This window comes from Polaromonas sp. P1_E11, assembly GCF_056405995.1.
The window spans coordinates 1-14,732 of the sequence record NZ_JBFUBA010000012.1 but is presented as its reverse complement, the minus strand read 5'-3'; the positions used below and the strand labels follow the sequence as shown (position 1 = coordinate 14,732).

Annotated in this window: 16 protein-coding genes and 1 pseudogene; 12 read left to right on the top strand and 5 right to left on the bottom strand. The window is 61.7% G+C overall.

Annotated features, from left to right (window positions below):
* Window positions 1-186 (top strand): annotated as a pseudogene (locus tag AC1D11_RS22150) (porin); the annotation flags it as partial.
* 113 nt (window positions 187-299) lie between these two features.
* Here AC1D11_RS22150 and AC1D11_RS22145 read toward each other — a convergent pair.
* Window positions 300-977 carry a TetR/AcrR family transcriptional regulator gene (locus AC1D11_RS22145; RefSeq protein ID WP_477649488.1) on the bottom strand — a complete coding sequence of 226 codons (678 nt, stop codon included), beginning with the start codon at window positions 975-977 and terminating at the stop codon, window positions 300-302.
* Between the two features lie 147 nt (window positions 978-1,124).
* Between AC1D11_RS22145 and AC1D11_RS22140 the strand changes: the two genes are divergently transcribed.
* From AC1D11_RS22140 to AC1D11_RS22130, 3 genes are read left to right on the top strand one after another with little or no spacing between them, the layout of a single operon-like run.
* Window positions 1,125-1,598 carry a VOC family protein gene (locus AC1D11_RS22140; protein WP_477649489.1) on the top strand — a complete coding sequence of 158 codons (474 nt, stop codon included), beginning with the start codon at window positions 1,125-1,127 and terminating at the stop codon, window positions 1,596-1,598.
* A 39-nt stretch (window positions 1,599-1,637) separates the two neighbouring features.
* A complete protein-coding gene (locus AC1D11_RS22135; RefSeq protein WP_477649490.1) occupies window positions 1,638-2,069 on the top strand; it encodes a VOC family protein in 432 nt (143 codons plus the stop codon).
* 13 nt (window positions 2,070-2,082) lie between these two features.
* On the top strand, window positions 2,083-2,691 hold the full coding sequence (locus tag AC1D11_RS22130; RefSeq protein WP_477649491.1) for a glutathione S-transferase family protein: 609 nt from the start codon (window positions 2,083-2,085) through the stop codon (window positions 2,689-2,691).
* A gap of 86 nt (window positions 2,692-2,777) precedes the next feature.
* Here the strand turns inward: AC1D11_RS22130 and AC1D11_RS22125 are convergent, their stop codons facing one another.
* Window positions 2,778-3,119 carry a collagen-like protein gene (locus AC1D11_RS22125; protein ID WP_477651194.1) on the bottom strand — a complete coding sequence of 114 codons (342 nt, stop codon included), beginning with the start codon at window positions 3,117-3,119 and terminating at the stop codon, window positions 2,778-2,780.
* A gap of 407 nt (window positions 3,120-3,526) precedes the next feature.
* On the opposite strand from AC1D11_RS22125, the gene AC1D11_RS22120 reads away from it, so the two are divergent.
* The 5 genes from AC1D11_RS22120 (at window position 3,527) to AC1D11_RS22100 (ending at window position 8,044) form a co-directional block, all read left to right on the top strand.
* Window positions 3,527-4,318 carry an SDR family NAD(P)-dependent oxidoreductase gene (locus tag AC1D11_RS22120; RefSeq protein ID WP_477649493.1) on the top strand — a complete coding sequence of 264 codons (792 nt, stop codon included), beginning with the start codon at window positions 3,527-3,529 and terminating at the stop codon, window positions 4,316-4,318.
* 110 nt (window positions 4,319-4,428) lie between these two features.
* Window positions 4,429-5,379, top strand: a complete 951-nt coding sequence (locus AC1D11_RS22115) for an ABC transporter ATP-binding protein (RefSeq protein ID WP_477649494.1) — start codon at window positions 4,429-4,431, stop codon at window positions 5,377-5,379.
* On the top strand, window positions 5,376-6,137 hold the full coding sequence (locus tag AC1D11_RS22110; RefSeq protein ID WP_477649495.1) for an ABC transporter permease: 762 nt from the start codon (window positions 5,376-5,378) through the stop codon (window positions 6,135-6,137). Before AC1D11_RS22115 ends, AC1D11_RS22110 begins: the two co-directional genes overlap by 4 nt.
* A 201-nt stretch (window positions 6,138-6,338) precedes the next feature.
* Window positions 6,339-7,397 (top strand): pirin family protein, encoded by a 1,059-nt coding sequence (locus AC1D11_RS22105; protein ID WP_477649496.1) that lies wholly within the window; start codon window positions 6,339-6,341, stop codon window positions 7,395-7,397.
* A 200-nt stretch (window positions 7,398-7,597) separates the two neighbouring features.
* Window positions 7,598-8,044, top strand: a complete 447-nt coding sequence (locus AC1D11_RS22100; RefSeq protein ID WP_477649497.1) for a hypothetical protein — start codon at window positions 7,598-7,600, stop codon at window positions 8,042-8,044.
* Window positions 8,045-8,070: 26 nt separating this feature from the next.
* On the opposite strand, the gene AC1D11_RS22095 is transcribed toward AC1D11_RS22100, so the two are convergent.
* The 3 genes from AC1D11_RS22095 to tkt form a co-directional block, all read right to left on the bottom strand.
* A complete protein-coding gene (locus tag AC1D11_RS22095) occupies window positions 8,071-8,307 on the bottom strand; it encodes a hypothetical protein (protein ID WP_477649498.1) in 237 nt (78 codons plus the stop codon).
* A gap of 90 nt (window positions 8,308-8,397) precedes the next feature.
* Window positions 8,398-9,396 carry a type I glyceraldehyde-3-phosphate dehydrogenase gene (gap, locus tag AC1D11_RS22090; protein ID WP_477649499.1) on the bottom strand — a complete coding sequence of 333 codons (999 nt, stop codon included), beginning with the start codon at window positions 9,394-9,396 and terminating at the stop codon, window positions 8,398-8,400.
* A 53-nt stretch (window positions 9,397-9,449) separates the two neighbouring features.
* Window positions 9,450-11,492 (bottom strand): transketolase, encoded by a 2,043-nt coding sequence (tkt, locus tag AC1D11_RS22085; protein ID WP_477649500.1) that lies wholly within the window; start codon window positions 11,490-11,492, stop codon window positions 9,450-9,452.
* A 132-nt stretch (window positions 11,493-11,624) separates the two neighbouring features.
* Between tkt and speD the strand changes: the two genes are divergently transcribed.
* Genes speD through AC1D11_RS22070 form a run of 3 tightly spaced genes read left to right on the top strand, consistent with a single transcriptional unit; the run spans window position 11,625 to window position 14,178 of the window.
* Window positions 11,625-12,002 carry an adenosylmethionine decarboxylase gene (gene speD, locus AC1D11_RS22080; RefSeq protein WP_477651193.1) on the top strand — a complete coding sequence of 126 codons (378 nt, stop codon included), beginning with the start codon at window positions 11,625-11,627 and terminating at the stop codon, window positions 12,000-12,002.
* On the top strand, window positions 11,999-12,766 hold the full coding sequence (locus AC1D11_RS22075) for a nucleotidyltransferase family protein (protein ID WP_477649502.1): 768 nt from the start codon (window positions 11,999-12,001) through the stop codon (window positions 12,764-12,766). The genes speD and AC1D11_RS22075 overlap by 4 nt, the downstream gene beginning before the upstream one ends.
* Window positions 12,767-12,786: 20 nt before the next feature.
* On the top strand, window positions 12,787-14,178 hold the full coding sequence (locus AC1D11_RS22070; RefSeq protein WP_477649503.1) for an aminopeptidase P N-terminal domain-containing protein: 1,392 nt from the start codon (window positions 12,787-12,789) through the stop codon (window positions 14,176-14,178).
* Window positions 14,179-14,732: the final 554 nt, after the last annotated feature.

Below are 14,732 nucleotides of genomic sequence, written 5' to 3'. Positions count from 1 at the left end.
AACTACATCCGCAAGGATGTGCAGAGCGACCCTGCGGGCAAGCTCAAGCGCTTCCAGGCGGGCTACTCCTACAAGATGAGCAACCGCACTTCGCTGTACGGCTTTTATGACCGCACGGACCCGAACAACCGGGTTGCCAATGACGTGATCCGTGTTTACGGCGTGGGCATTCAGCACAACTTCTGAGCGCCAGGAGCTGGCGTAACTAGCTGATACGCAAAGCCCGCCTCCGGCGGGCTTTTGTCATCAATGCACCGGCCAAGCCTTGGGCAAATTCAATCAATGGGTGTCAACTCCCCTTAGTCCCCGCACAGGCCCTTTTCAACCATGTCCAGCAGGCGCTCGCCGATCTGCTGCATCTGCGGGCCGATGAGGGGGCCCAGCGGGCCGTCGATCACCAGCATGGCCAGGCCGTGCACTGCCGACCAGGCGAGGAACTCAGCCCCGGGGCGGCGCTCGGGTGGCAGCACGCCGGCGCCCACAAGTTTGTCGAGCGCGGCGCCCAGCAGCTCGAAGGGGTCCAGGCCGCTTTCCCCTTTTCGCTCGGTGTCCGCCGGCGCCCCCTGGGCTCTTTCTTTCAAATCATCCGAGGGTCCGAAGGCCGTGCGGAACAACCCGCTCTCTGCCTGCGCAAAACGCAAATAGCCAGCGCCGACGGCGCGCACGTTGGCGCGGGCGAATTCGGCTGGCGGCAAACCCCGGGGCAGCGCAGCCAGTTCGGCTTCCATCGCGCGGGCCACGGCCGCCAGCGCGGCTGAACGAACCGCATACAGCAAGGCCTGGCGGTTTTCGAAATGGCGGTAGGCCGCATTAGGCGCAACGCCCGCGCGGCGCGTGGCTTCGCGCAGCACCACGGCCTCGGGCCCGCCGGCGCGGGCCAATTCCACCCCGGCTTCCAGCAGGGCACGCCGCAGGTCGCCGTGGCGGTAAGTGCTGCGGGGCGGCGGGACTGGCTGGGAGGGAAGCGCGGTCGACATGGCTTGTTACTTATTTATGTGGACAGTGTTCATTATCTTTGCTATTCTTTTGTGGACGGTGTACACAATACTGCTGATTTGGCCACCGCACAAGGCCTGCAAGCCTTTAACGATTCTTTAAACGCTCTTCTTTCAAGGAACCAGACCATGCAGAAAATCACCCCCTTCCTGTGGTTCAACGACCAGGCCGAGGAAGCCATGAATTTTTATGTTTCGATCTTCAAGAACTCGAAGATCACCATGCTCAGGCGCTACGGCAAGGAAGGCCCGGGCCCGGAGGGTTCGGTCATGACCGGCAGTTTTCAGCTCGAAGGCCAGGAATTCATGGCACTCAACGGCGGCCCGCACTTCAGCTTCACACCGGCGATTTCGCTGTTCGTGGACTGCAAGACGCAGGAAGAGGTGGACGAGCTCTGGGACAAGCTCTCGGCGGGCGGGGCACCCAACCAGTGCGGCTGGGTCCAGGACAAATTCGGCCTGTCGTGGCAGATCATCCCCACCGCGCTCGGCGACATGCTGGGCGACAAGAACCCGGCCAAGGCCGGCGCCGCCATGAGCGCCATGCTGAAGATGCGCAAGATCAATATCAAGGACCTCCAGGAAGCCTATGACAGGGCCTGAAAAATCCCCCAACCTTATCAACCCACGAAGGAATCCATCATGCTGATCCAGTCTTACCTCTTTTTTAACGGCCGCTGCGAAGAGGCCATCGAGTTTTACCGCAAGGCGCTTGGCGCCGAAGTGAAGATGATGATGCGCTTCAAGGAGAACCCGGAACCCATGACCGAAGGCTGCGGGCCGGACGGCGGTGCCATCCCGGGTGAGAACATCATGCACGCCAGCTTCAGGATCGGGGAAACGGAAGTGATGGCCTCTGACGGCATGGGCAACGGCAAGCCGGAATTCAAGGGCTTCTCGCTCTCGTTGACTGCGGCCAGCGACGCCGAAGCGCAACGCCTGTTCAAGGCACTGAGCGACGGCGGCAAGGTAGAGATGCCGATGATGAAGACTTTTTACGCTTCGTCTTTCGGTATGGTGGAAGACCGCTTCGGCGTGTCGTGGATGGTGATCAAGCCGCTGCCCATGCCTTGACGGTGGGCATAGCATGAAGCTCTATTACTCGGACACGCTGAACCCGCGAAAAACCTGCGCCGTCGCCAGGTACTTGAAACTGTCGGTGGAGTTCATTTACGTCGCGCTGGAAAAAGGTGAGCACCTCACACCACTGTTCCGCGCGATGAACCCGAATGCCAAGGTGCCAGTGCTGGTGGACGGCACCACGACCTTGTGGGAGTCGAATGCCATCATGTGCCACCTGGCGGAGAAAGCCGGTTCCGACCTGTGGCCACGCGACCAACGCCAGACCGAGGTGATGCGCTGGCTGATGTGGGATGCCACCGAGTTCGCGCCGGCCGCCGGAACGTTTTATTTCGAGCACATCATCAAGCCGCGTTTCCTGCAGCGCGAAGCAAATCCGGCCGAGATCGAGAGGGTGACGCCGACCTTCGAGCGCTACGCAGGCGTGCTCGAAGCGCACCTGAAGGGGCGCGAATACCTCGTCGGCGACGCACTGACGGTGGCCGACTTTGCTGTGGCCATCACCCTGCCGTATGCCGAAAAGGCTCACTTGCCGCTGAACAATTTCCCGGAAATCCGGCGCTGGCACGACCGGCTCAATCAGCTTCCGGCCTGGCGTGAGCCCTTTCCCGAATGACGGCACGGTTAGGCACCTTGTACCCGCCGCTGAAAACAAAAAAGCCGGCGAGCGCTCACGCGTTCGCCGGCCCATGCGAAAGAACCTTAGCGAGCAGGCGCGGGAACGATCACGACCGTATCGCCCGTGGCACCGGTTCTGCCGGTCTTTCCGGTGTCGCCAGTCGCGCCGGTAGCACCGGTTGCGCCTTCATAGCCGGTAGAGCCCGTCGCTCCAGTCGCACCGGTAGCGCCGGTCGGGCCGGGAATACCAACGCCAGCGCCCGTGGCTCCCTTGGCGCCGTCAGTGCCGGTGGCACCCGTGGCGCCCGCAGGACCTGCGGGTCCCGGCACGGTGACAACTGCCGCAGGCGGCGCGACAACCGTCCGCTCACAGGCAACAAGGCCCAACGTTGCGATCAGTGTGGATAAAAGTAATGCGTGTTTCATTGTCATAGTGATCCTCTGGGAAAATTCGCACCAAGGTGCGTCAACAGTTCGTTCCTGCCTTGACCGTGAACTGTTTTTTTTACGGATCATGTGCATGAAACCGATACCAGCCACAACGCTTTTGCCGAAGGTCACACATTCGAAAACCGCTAACGGCTACCGTATGCCTGGCCCTCTTGAAAGAATCATTTCTGATGCAGACAACAGGATGAGTGCTCAAGGTACCCATTGGCAAGCGCCCATGCTGTAGGACGGGCCCACGACAACGTGTCCCAAATCGGCAGCAGCATCGCCAACGCGCGCAACCACGTCCAGTAGTGCAAACTTCGAGCTGAACTTTCGCTAAAGCCGCGACCACTGCCAAAGCCCATTCTTCATTCACACCAGACAACAAGGCAAGGACATCCATGACTGCAACTTCTTCAACCAGCCCCGTGGCCGTCGTAACAGGGGGTGCACGCGGCATTGGCCTTGCCATCGGGCAATGGTTTCTGGCCAATGGTTACCGTGTGGCACTTCTGGATATCGACAGCGACACGCTACTCCCCGCCGCTGCCGCCATTCAAGATGCAGGCCGCGTACTGGCAGTGCACTGCGACGTGGCCGACCCGGCGCAAGTGCAGTCGGCCATGGAGAAGGTGGACGCCCGCTTTGGCCGTATCGATGCGCTGGTCAACAACGCAGGCATTGCGGTGTTCAAGCCTATCGGTGAGACAACCTTTGAAGAATGGCGCCGGGTTTTGGGCGTCAACCTGGACGGCGCGTTTTTGTGCAGCCAGGCTTGCGTGCCCATCATGAAGCGCACGGGCGGCGGCAGCATTGTCAACATCGCGTCGATCTCGGGCTTGCGCGCAAGCACGCTTCGCGTGGCGTACGGCACCAGCAAGGCCGCGCTCATCCAGCTGACCAAACAGCAGGCGGTTGAGCTGGGCACCGTCGGCATCCGGGCCAATGTGATCGCGCCCGGGCCGGTGGACACGGAAATGGCCAAGCTGGTTCACAGCGTGGCGATCCGCTCTGACTACCACGACGTGATTCCGCTGGGGCGCTACGGCACCGTGGAAGAAATCGCATCGGCCGTGGGCTTTTTGTGCAGCCCGGCAGCCAGCTATGTCAATGGCCAGGTGCTGGCGGTGGATGGTGGCTTTGAGTCTGCCGGTGTCGGCTTGCCGACGCTGAGAAAAAACCAGGGGGGCTGAGCACGCCGCCTTGAAAACCCTGGTCCCGGCTTTTTCAGCCTTGCTCTATAGAATGATTCGGGTCTATTCTGGCGTCACATTCTGGCGCCGCTTTCTTATCAGGATGCCGCGTGCAACCCATTATTTCCCTTCAGAAACTCAGCAAAACTTACGCTTCGGGCTTTCATGCGCTCAAGTCGGTGGACCTGGATATCCAGCGCGGCGAGATTTTCGCCCTGCTCGGCCCCAACGGCGCAGGCAAGACCACCTTGATCAGCATCGTCTGCGGCATTGTCAATCCCAGCTCGGGCAGCGTGACGGCCGATGGACATGACGTCGTTCGGGATTACCGCGCCGCTCGCGCCAAAATCGGGCTGGTGCCCCAGGAGCTTTCGACCGACGCCTTCGAAACCGTCTGGTCCACCGTGAGCTTCAGCCGGGGCCTGTTCGGCAAGCCGCCCAACCCAGCCTACATTGAGAAAGTGCTGCGCGACCTTTCGCTGTGGGACAAGAAGGACAGCAAGATCATGGCGCTCTCCGGCGGCATGAAGCGCCGGGTTTTGATTGCCAAGGCGTTGTCGCACGAACCCACCATCCTGTTCCTCGATGAGCCCAGCGCAGGCGTCGACGTCGAGCTGCGCAAGGGCATGTGGCAAATGGTGCGGGAGCTGCGTGACAGCGGCGTCACCATCATCCTGACCACACACTACATTGAGGAAGCCGAAGAGATGGCCGACCGCATTGGCGTCATCAACAAGGGCGAGCTGATTCTTGTCGAAGACAAGACGGTGCTGATGCGCAAGCTGGGCAAAAAACAATTGAGCCTGCAACTGCAAACGCCGTTGCAAAGCATTCCGCAGGCGCTGGCAGGGCTGCCGCTTGAACTGACGAAAGAGGGCCACACCCTGGTCTACACCTTCGACACTCAGACCGAGGAGACGGGTATTGCGGCATTGCTCAAGCAGCTGGCCGAACTCGGCATTGACTTCAAGGACCTGCATTCAAGCGAGAGTTCGCTCGAAGACATCTTCGTGAGCCTGGTGCATGCCGACAAACCGACCGCCCAGAAGGAGGCCGCATGAACTGGCACGCCATCCGCGCTATTTATCGCTTTGAAATGGCGCGCACCTTCCGCACACTGATGCAGTCCATCGCCTCGCCGGTGATATCGACCTCGCTGTACTTCGTGGTCTTCGGCGCGGCCATCGGTTCACGCATGGGTGACATCGACGGCATCCGCTACGGTGCCTTCATCATCCCCGGCCTCGTCATGCTGTCGCTGCTCAACGAGAGCATCTCGAACGCCGCCTTCGGCATCTACATGCCGAAATGGTCAGGGACAATTTACGAGCTGCTGTCGGCGCCGGTGTCATCAATGGAGGTGGTGATGGGTTATGTGGGCGCCGCGGCGAGCAAATCCGTCATGCTGGGCCTCCTGATCCTGGCAACGGCGCGCCTGTTCGTGCCTTATGAGATCGCGCACCCTTTCTGGATGCTGTGCTTTCTGCTGCTGACCGCGCTGACCTTCAGCCTGTTCGGTTTCATCATCGGGCTGTGGGCCGACAACTTCCAGAAGCTGCAGATTGTGCCGCTGATGGTGGTGACGCCGCTGACTTTCCTCGGTGGCGCGTTTTATTCGATCAACATGTTGCCGCCGCTGTGGCAGAAGATCGCCCTGTTCAATCCGGTGGTCTACCTGATCAGCGGATTCCGCTGGAGTTTTTACGGCGTGGCCGATGTCAACGTAGGCATCAGCGTGGCGGCCATCATGGGCTTTCTGGGGCTGTGCCTCGGCGCGGTGTGGTGGATCTTCCGTACGGGCTGGAAACTGAAGGCCTGAGGAAGGGGCTGGCGGCTGGCGAGCGCCCTGCATATGCTATTGACTTTATAGCTGCTTGCGCCCGCCACATAAGGGCTACAGGCATATTTCCCTTAAATTTCCAGGGCCAGATCCGCCGGATGGGCTGGGGGCGCAGCTTGAAAGGACAGCGGCCAACCTCATATGCGTTCTTTGAAAGTTTCACGCCAGAAAGGCCTCTTCATGCCTGCCGACCTCGCCGCAAGTTCCACCACTCATCCCGTCCTCCAGGTCAAGCCGCTCGGCTTTCCGTGGGCAACGCTCGACCCGTTCCTCTTTTGCGTGTACCACGACGACGCCTACCCCCGCGGCAATGCGCAGATGGGCCCGGATGCCTCACTCGCGGGGCGCAACATCGGCCAGGACTTTGCCCGCAAGGACGGCTGGAACATGTACCACGGCAGCACGGTGCCGGGCTTTCCCGCGCACCCGCACCGCGGCTTTGAAACCGTGACCATCGTGCGCAAGGGCCTGATCGACCATTCCGATTCCCTGGGCGCGACGGCGCGCTTTGGCCGCGGCGATGTGCAGTGGCTGACGGCCGGCAAGGGCGTGGTCCATTCCGAGATGTTCCCGTTGCTGGACCCGCAAAATCCCAATCCACTGGAGCTGTTCCAGATCTGGCTGAACCTGCCGGCGGCCGGCAAGATGAGCGAGCCGCACTTCACCATGTTCTGGTCGCAGGACATTCCACGCCTGGACATCAAGGATGCCGAAGGGCGAAGCACCGAAGTGGCCGTGATTGCCGGCCGCATTCAGAACACAGCGGCCGCGCCGCTGGCGCCGCCGCCGGATTCGTGGGCTTCGCAAGCCGAGGCCGACGTGGCGATCTGGACGATTCGCATGGCACCCGGTGCGCGCTGGACGCTGCCCGCCGCAACGGGCGAAGGCACCCGACGCCAGCTCTATTTTTTCAAGGGACAGTCGGCGACGCTGGGCGGCCAGGCGGTGAGTGTGGACAGCGCCATCGAGCTGCGGGCCGGCATGGACGCAGAGATCATCAACGGCGCAGAGGAGGCCGAATTCCTGATGCTGCAAGGCAATCCCATTGGTGAGCCGGTGGTGCAGTACGGCCCGTTTGTCATGAACACGCAAGCCGAAATAGCGCAAACCATGGCGGACTACCAGCGCACCCAGTTCGGCGGCTGGTCGTTTGGCGATGATGCGCCCGTGCATGGGCGTGAGCCGGCACGCTTCGCGCGGCACCCCGGCGGACGCGAAGAGCGGCCGGCGGGCGGCTGATGCCCGGCAAGCGCACGTTGCTATATTTTTGATAGCTGCTGGCGCTTGTTCTTCATCGCTGCGAAAGACTTGTCGCATAAGTCCGGCATCGCCGGTCAGCCGCCCTGCAGTACCCTCTGGGAATAGCGGGTTTCGCGCATTTCATCCAAGGCTAGCTGCAGCAGACGCCTACACTCCCGCCAACACAACAAGGAGACGCCATGAACCGGGAGCCCAACCCCCAGGCGGTCAAAAATGAACTGGATGCGCTGGCACAGGCGTTCTTTCGCGCCGTCTCGTTTGAACCGGGCAGCGCGCCGCCCTACGGTGACATTCATGCGCTCTTCATCGACGCAGGCCTCCTGATCAAGAACACGGGGGCCGCGCCGGAGGTTTCCAGCGTGCGCGAATTCATTGCGCCACGGCAGGCCCTGGTGGACAGCGGCGCGCTGACGCGCTTCAGGGAATGGGAGCTGTCGGAAACCACGCAGATCTTCGGCAACATCGCGCACCGCTACAGCGCTTACGGCAAGGCCGGCACGATGAACGGCGAGGCGTTCGAGGCGCGCGGCATGATCTCGACACAGTTTGTCAAAACGCCTGACGGCTGGAAGATGAGCGCCATGGCCTGGGACGATGAACGGCCCGGCCTGACCCTGCCGGGTTAACCGGGTTCAGCGGGTTGACCGGCCACTCAGACAGGCATCAAACCTGTGTTGATCGCCGCCTCGTCCAGCGTGGCGAAGGTCATGTTGTGGCGCTCCGTCAGCGGGCCACCGCCAGGCACCACATGGCCCTCAGCGGTATAGCCAACGGCCTTGAACTTCCATACGCCGCCAATCAGTTTGAGCTGGCCCACCAGCTCGCCGCTGTCCAGATGAACACTCACCGCTTGTTCGTTGAGTTTTTTGAGCGTCAGGGGCATCGACATTAACCTTTCCGGGTGATGGGCGGCCGAAGTATTGCGTCAAGACAAAAAAAGCGCCCGAAGGCGCTTTCTTATTGGCGATGTCGAAGTGAATTACTTCGCCACCACGCGGACCATCTCCAGGCACTTGTTGGAGTAACCCCATTCGTTGTCGTACCAGGCGACGACCTTGATGAAGGTGCCGTCGAGCGCGATGCTGGCGTCAGCGTCGAAGATCGAAGTGCGTGCATCGCCGCGGAAGTCCGTGGCAACGACCTTGTCTTCGGTGTAACCCAGGATGCCCTTGAGTGCGCCTTCGCTCTGTGCTTTCATTTCGGCGCAGATTTCTTTGAGCGTGGCTTCCTTGTTCAGCTCGCAGGTCAGGTCCACCACCGACACGTCGGACGTTGGCACGCGGAAGGACATGCCCGTCAGCTTCTTGTTGAGCTCGGGGATCACCACGCCCACAGCCTTGGCGGCGCCGGTGCTGGAAGGAATGATGTTTTCCAGGATGCCGCGGCCGCCGCGCCAATCCTTGTTCGACGGGCCGTCTACGGTTTTCTGGGTGGCAGTGGCCGCGTGCACGGTGGTCATCAGGCCGCGCTTGATGCCCCACTTGTCGTTCAGCACCTTGGCGATTGGCGCCAGGCAGTTGGTGGTGCAGCTTGCGTTGGAGATGATCGCCTCGCCCTTGTAGGTCTTGTCGTTGACGCCGAAGACGAACATCGGGGTGTCGTCTTTGGACGGTGCAGAGAAGATGACCTTCTTCGCGCCGGCAGCCAGGTGCTTCTCGCCGGAGGCCTTGTCGAGGAAAAGGCCCGTGGACTCCAGCACCACGGTGGCGCCAATGTCGCCCCATTTGAGGTTGGCGGGGTCGCGCTCTTGCGTGAGGCGGATCTTTTTGCCGTTGACGATCAGCGTGTTGCCTTCGACGGACACGTCACCTTCGAAGCGGCCGTGCACCGAGTCGTACTTCAGCATGTAAGCCAGGTAGTCGGGCTCGAGCAAATCGTTGATGCCGACGATTTCAATATCGCTGAAGCTTTTGATTGCCGAGCGAAACACGTTGCGGCCGATACGGCCAAAACCATTGATACCAAGTTTGATAGTCATCTGCTGTTGCTCCTGGAAGTTGAAATCTTTGAATCGGGCAAGGCCGGGCGCGCTTACTTGCGCAATACCTTGCGAACAGTGTCGGCCACGTTCTCGGCGGTGAAGCCGAAGTGCTTGAACAGCACCGGTGCGGGTGCCGACTCGCCGTAGCTGTCGATGCCGACCACGGCGGCGCAGCCGTATTTCCACCAGCCGTCGGTCACGCCCATTTCCACCGCGATGCGGGGGATACCTTCAGGCAGCACTTCGGATTTGTAGGCGGTCTTTTGTTTGTCGAAGGTCGTGTTGCTGGGCATGGAGACCACGCGCACGGCGATCTTGTGGGCGGCCAGCAGCTCTTGCGCTTTCAGCGCGAGTTGCACTTCAGAGCCAGTGGCGATGATCACGGCCTGGGCCTTTTTGTTCAGGCCCACTTCGGCAGGCTCGGCCAGCACATAAGCGCCTTTGCTGATTTCACCGAGGTCGTTCTTCGGTGCGTAAGGCAGGTTCTGGCGGCTGAGCAGCAACGCAGTGGGCTTGTTCTTGTTTTCGAGCGCGACGGCCCATGCGACGGCGGTTTCGGCCGTGTCGCCCGGGCGCCAGACGTCGAGGTTGGGAATGAGGCGCAGGCTGGCCGCGTGCTCAATGGACTGGTGCGTCGGGCCGTCTTCGCCAAGGCCGATAGAGTCGTGCGTGAAGACATGTATGACGCGGATCTTCATCAGCGCGGCCATGCGGATGGCGTTGCGGCTGTAGTCGCTGAAGGTCAGGAAGGTGCCGCCGTAGGGAATGAAGCCACCGTGCAGCGCAATGCCGTTCATGATGGCAGCCATGCCGAATTCGCGCACGCCGTAGTTGATATGGCGCCCGCCGGCGCTCACGCCTTCGGCATTGGCCGTCAGAACAACTTCGCCGTTCATGTCAAAACGCAGGTTGGGCGTGGACTTGGTGTTGGTGAGGTTGGAGCCGGTCAGGTCGGCCGAGCCGCCCAGCAACTCTGGCAGGCCGGCTGTGAAGGCTTCGAGTGCGAGCTGCGAAGCCTTGCGCGAGGCCACGGTCTCGGCCTTGGTGTGTGCGCCGATGACAGTGTCGACAGCCAGTTGCGAGAAGCTCTTGGGCAGGTCGCCCTTCATGCGGCGTGCCAGCTCGGCGGCGAGCGCAGGGTGCGCGGCCTTGTAGGCGGCGAATTTCGCGTCCCAGGCGGTCTCAAGAGACAGGCCCTTGGCCTTGGCGTCCCAGGCGTCGTAGGTTTCCTTCGGCACTTCAAACGGCGCGTAGGGCCAGTTGAGGGCTTCGCGCGTGAGTTTGATTTCTTCGGCGCCCAGCGGCTCGCCGTGGGCCTTGGCGGTGTTGGCGCGGTTCGGCGAGCCTTTGCCGATGTGCGTCTTGCAGATGATCAGCGTGGGCTTGTCGTTCGATTTTTTGGCGCCTTCGATGGAGTTGGCCACCAGCTCGGCGTCATGGCCGTCGATGGGGCCGATGACGTTCCAGCCGTAAGCGGCAAAGCGCACAGCGGTGTTGTCGATGAACCAGGGCGCGACCTGGCCGTCGATGGAAATGCCGTTGTCGTCATACAGCGCGACCAGCTTGTTGAGCTTCCAGGCGCCGGCGAGCGCGGCGGCTTCGTGGCTGATGCCCTCCATCAGGCAGCCGTCGCCCATGAACACATAGGTGTTGTGGTCGACGACGGTGTGGCCTTCGCGGTTGAACTCTTTGGCGAGCAGCTTTTCAGCCAGCGCCATGCCGACCGCATTGGTCAGGCCCTGGCCCAGCGGGCCGGTGGTGGTTTCCACGCCGGGGGTGTAGCCATATTCAGGGTGGCCGGGGGTTTTGCTGTGGAGCTGGCGGAAGTTCTTGAGCTCGCCGATGGGCAGTTTGTAGCCAGTGAGGTGCAGCACGGCATAAATCAGCATGGAGCCGTGGCCGTTGGACAGCACAAAACGGTCGCGATCGAACCAGTTGGGGTTGTGCGGGCTGTGCTTGAGGTGGCTGCCCCAGAGGGCGACTGCCATGTCGGCCATGCCCATGGGGGCGCCGGGATGTCCGGAATTGGCTTGTTGAACGGCGTCCATTGCGAGTGCGCGTATCGCATTCGCCATCATTTGCGTATTGGCCATGTAGGCAGCTCCGGGAGGGGAAAAGATCAGGGGTAACCCGGTATTTTACCGTTTGGGCCCTCCCCACCGGTTTGGCGGGGGTTTGGCCCCGATTTGGCCGGGCGGCACCCCGCCATGCACTAAAGTCGGGGCATGCAAGGCCTTCACCTGACCGCCGACCTTTACAAATGCCGCTGCGACCCGGCCTGGCTGACCGACGCTACCCGACTGGGCGACTGGTGCGTGCAGGCTGTGCAGGCGGCCGGCCTGCAGGCCGTTAACCAGCTGTTTCACACTTTTCCCGACACCGTGCATGGCCCCGGGGGCATCACGGCCACCGTGCTGCTGGCCGAGTCGCATGTGTGCGTGCACACCTGGCCCGAGCAGAAAGCCGTGACGCTGGATGTGTATGTGTGCAACTTCGGCGGCGACCATTCCGCCCGGGCGCGCGGGCTGATGGATGCGCTGGTGCGCCGCTTTAACCCCGAATGGACCGAGCAGCGGTCGCTGGACCGGGGCGACACGCAATGACTGGCACACCCACCAGGGCCATGATCATGGCCGCCGGCCGCGGCGAGCGCATGCGCCCGCTGACCGACACCACGCCCAAGCCCCTGCTGCCGGTGCGCGGCAAGCCGCTGATTGACTGGCAGGTTGCTGCGCTGGTGCGCGGTGGTTTTACCGGCCTGGTCATCAACACGGCCTGGCTGGGTGAGCAGGTGCCGGCCCATTTTTCGACACTTTCTTCAAGTCATTTCGGGCTGCAGCCCAATCAGGACGGGCGCAAGCAGCTATCAATTTCATACTCACACGAAGGCGTGGATTTTGGCGGTGCCCTGGAAACCGCCGGGGGCATTGCGCGTGCGCTGCCGCTACTGGGTGACATTTTCTGGGTACTGGCGGGCGATGTGTTTGTGCCCGGCTTTGAGTTCACCCAGGCCGCCGTCACACGGTTTGCCGCTGGCAGCAAGCTGGCCCACCTCTGGCTTGTGCCCAACCCCGCACACAACCCGAAAGGCGACTTTGGCCTGGGCCCGGACGGCCTGGCGCTGAACCTGCCCAAGGACAGCCCGCAGCCCAAATTCACCTACAGCACCATCGGCCTGTACCGGCGCGAATTGTTCGACAGCCTGCCCTTCGGCAACCCGCAGGGCCTGAAAGCCCCACTGGCACCGCTTTTGCGTACGGCGATGGACAATCAGGCCGTGAGCGCCGAGCTGTATGAAGGCGCCTGGACCGACGTTGGCACACCGGCGCGGCTGGATGAGCTGAACCAAACCACCATCACGACCTGAAGCACTAAAGCGGAACGCACATGAGCACCACCACAATCTACGAAAAACGCCGCACTGCCATTGCCCGCGCCCTGAAGGCGGCCGGCGGCGGCATCGCACTGCTGCCCACCGCGCCCGAATACCCGCGTAACCGCGACAGCGACTTCCCCTATCGCCACGACAGCTACTTTTATTACCTGACCGGCTTCAGCGAACCCGACAGCTGGCTGGTGATTGAGGCCAGCGGCAAGACCACGCTGTTTTGCCGGCCCAAGGACCTGGAGCGTGAGATCTGGGACGGCATTCGTTTGGGCCCCAAGGCCGCGCCGGCGGCACTGGGTGTGGATGCTGCCTTCAGCGTGGAAGCACTGGAAGAAAAAATGCCGCAGCTGCTGGCCAACCAGAGCGCGGTGTGGTTTCCGTTTGCCACGCACAAAGGCCTCGAAACGCAGGTGGACAGCTGGCTCAACAAAGTACGCGCCCGCGTGCGCTACGGCGCCGAATGCCCGCAAAGCCAGCACGATTTGTGCAAGCCGCTCGACGAAATGCGGCTGGTCAAAGACAGCCATGAAGTCGCGATCCTTAAGCGCGCCGGCAAGATTTCAGCCGGCGCCCACGTGCGCGCCATGCAGACCTCGGCCGCCATGCTGCGCAACGGTGTGAAAGGCGGCCTGCGTGAATACCACCTCGAAGCCGAACTGCTGCACGAGTTCCGCCGCCATGGTTCGCAATTTCCGGCCTACGGCAGCATCGTCGCGGCCGGGGCCAACGCCTGCATCCTGCATTACCGCGCCGGCGACACCGAGCTGAAGCCCGGCCAGCTGTGCCTGATCGACGCCGGCTGCGAGCTCGACGGCTACGCCAGCGACATCACCCGCACTTTCCCGGCCGACGGCAAATTCACGCCGGCCCAGCGCACGCTGTACGACATCGTGCTGGCCGCGCAGGACGCCGCGGTGAGGGTGACAAAACCCGGCAAACGCTTTTTAGACCCGCACGATGCGGCGACACGTGTACTGGTGGAAGGCATGCTGGACACCGGCCTGCTCGACAAAAAGAAGCATGGCAAGGTCGACGACGTGCTCGAATCCGGCGCCTACCGCCAGTTCTACATGCACCGCACTGGCCACTGGATGGGCATGGACGTGCATGACTGCGGCGACTACACCGAGCCCGGCACCAAGCCGCGCGAAGAAAAAGACGCCCTGGGCCAGACCGTGATGCGCAAGCCCTCACGCATCCTGCGGCCCGGCATGGTGCTGACCATCGAACCCGGTATTTATGTGCGCCCCGGCAAGAACGTGCCCAAGGAGTTCTGGAACATCGGCATCCGGATTGAAGACGATGCGCTGGTGACGGCCAAGGGGTGTGAGTTGATGACGCGGGGGGTGCCGGTGGATGGGGATGAGATTGAGGCGTTGATGAAGGGGTGATGGAGAGCTTTCTGCCGTGGGTTGAGCGGCCGCCCTCAATAGCGCTATCAATTCAATAGCTACTCGCGCTTGTTCTTATTGGGTTAGAGGCCTAAATATCTCTTGAAATGGGCCTGGAACGGGCCCATTTTCAATTTAGGATGCCGAAAACCTCTTTCTGGCGCGTTTGGGAAGCTTCGCAAGCCTTGTTTTCGGCATAAGAAGTGCCGTGAGGCCAATAAGATCGTGCGCCAGCAGCTATTGAATTGATAGCGGTTCCTTGAGGCCAGTTTGTGTTCCGACTGGGCGCTTTCGTCTAGGAGCTGCTGGCCGGGGGTTGCCCGGCATGCAACTCACTTTCTTTTGCTTCGCCAAAAGAAAGTAAGCAAAGAAAAGGCGACCCTGGTTTCTGCGTCCCCTGCGCTTCGCTCCGGGGCAACCTGTGGTGCTCGGTCCAGCCGGGGTCAAAAACAACTCGCCTGCGGCTCAAACAAGTTTTTGCCCTGATCCGTCTGGACCTCCGCTCCTCGGCGCATCCACAAGGGGGTGGGAGAGGAATACCGAACAGCCAACAC

What these genes read in the sequence shown, in the direction of transcription:
- AC1D11_RS22075 (WP_477649502.1), top strand. Translation starts at nt 11,999, where the DNA reads ATGACTGGCACACCCACCAGGGCCATGATCATGGCCGCCGGCCGCGGC.
- AC1D11_RS22105 (WP_477649496.1), top strand. Translation starts at nt 6,339, where the DNA reads ATGCCTGCCGACCTCGCCGCAAGTTCCACCACTCATCCCGTCCTCCAG.
- AC1D11_RS22095 (WP_477649498.1), bottom strand. Translation starts at nt 8,307, where the DNA reads ATGTCGATGCCCCTGACGCTCAAAAAACTCAACGAACAAGCGGTGAGT.
- AC1D11_RS22070 (WP_477649503.1), top strand. Translation starts at nt 12,787, where the DNA reads ATGAGCACCACCACAATCTACGAAAAACGCCGCACTGCCATTGCCCGC.
- gap (WP_477649499.1), bottom strand. Translation starts at nt 9,396, where the DNA reads ATGACTATCAAACTTGGTATCAATGGTTTTGGCCGTATCGGCCGCAAC.
- AC1D11_RS22140 (WP_477649489.1), top strand. Translation starts at nt 1,125, where the DNA reads ATGCAGAAAATCACCCCCTTCCTGTGGTTCAACGACCAGGCCGAGGAA.
- AC1D11_RS22125 (WP_477651194.1), bottom strand. Translation starts at nt 3,119, where the DNA reads ATGAAACACGCATTACTTTTATCCACACTGATCGCAACGTTGGGCCTT.
- tkt (WP_477649500.1), bottom strand. Translation starts at nt 11,492, where the DNA reads ATGGCCAATACGCAAATGATGGCGAATGCGATACGCGCACTCGCAATG.
- AC1D11_RS22135 (WP_477649490.1), top strand. Translation starts at nt 1,638, where the DNA reads ATGCTGATCCAGTCTTACCTCTTTTTTAACGGCCGCTGCGAAGAGGCC.
- AC1D11_RS22120 (WP_477649493.1), top strand. Translation starts at nt 3,527, where the DNA reads ATGACTGCAACTTCTTCAACCAGCCCCGTGGCCGTCGTAACAGGGGGT.
- speD (WP_477651193.1), top strand. Translation starts at nt 11,625, where the DNA reads ATGCAAGGCCTTCACCTGACCGCCGACCTTTACAAATGCCGCTGCGAC.
- AC1D11_RS22145 (WP_477649488.1), bottom strand. Translation starts at nt 977, where the DNA reads ATGTCGACCGCGCTTCCCTCCCAGCCAGTCCCGCCGCCCCGCAGCACT.
- AC1D11_RS22130 (WP_477649491.1), top strand. Translation starts at nt 2,083, where the DNA reads ATGAAGCTCTATTACTCGGACACGCTGAACCCGCGAAAAACCTGCGCC.
- AC1D11_RS22110 (WP_477649495.1), top strand. Translation starts at nt 5,376, where the DNA reads ATGAACTGGCACGCCATCCGCGCTATTTATCGCTTTGAAATGGCGCGC.
- AC1D11_RS22100 (WP_477649497.1), top strand. Translation starts at nt 7,598, where the DNA reads ATGAACCGGGAGCCCAACCCCCAGGCGGTCAAAAATGAACTGGATGCG.